Origin of the sequence: Streptomyces nanhaiensis, assembly GCF_046614825.1 — a bacterium.
GTDB classification, from domain to species: domain Bacteria; phylum Actinomycetota; class Actinomycetes; order Streptomycetales; family Streptomycetaceae; genus Streptomyces; species Streptomyces radiopugnans.
On the sequence record NZ_JBKJFM010000407.1, the window covers coordinates 1 to 455 of the forward strand.

The following is a 455-nucleotide window of genomic DNA, read 5'->3' on the forward strand; positions in this document are numbered from 1 at the left end:
CTGGGCCGGAGGCTGCGGCGCGGGCGGTGCGGGGGGCGCGGGCGGCTGGACCGCGTGCTGGCCGGTGTGCTGCTCGCCCGCCTGCCGGGCGAAGGGCACGCCCTGGCCCAGGGTGCGCACGCTGACGCCGGAGGTCTGCTCCGACGGTGCCGTCTCGCTGCCCGGCATCGGCAGCGCACGCTGCCGGGGCGCCTCCTCGGGCGGTACCGAACCGCCCAGGATGGGGCTGGCCGCGACCACGGTGAGGTCGGCCTGGGCGGCCTGCTCCGCACCGCCCGCGCCCTCCGTGCCGCCGTGTTCGGGGTGCCGGGTGTGGCCGGAGTGCTGGGCGTGCTGGGCGTGCTGAGCTGCGGGGGCGTGCGGCTCGGGCCCGGAGGCGTGCGGCTCGGCAGCGGCGGGAGCCCGCTGCGGTGCCTCCTCGGGCGGCGGCACGCGGCGGCGCCGCCCGGTCGGCC

General features: G+C 81.3%; 1 pseudogene. It reads right to left on the minus strand.

Going from position 1 to position 455, the window contains the following annotated elements:
- Window positions 1-455: pseudogene (locus tag ACLIYP_RS30845) on the minus strand (hypothetical protein); the annotation flags it as partial.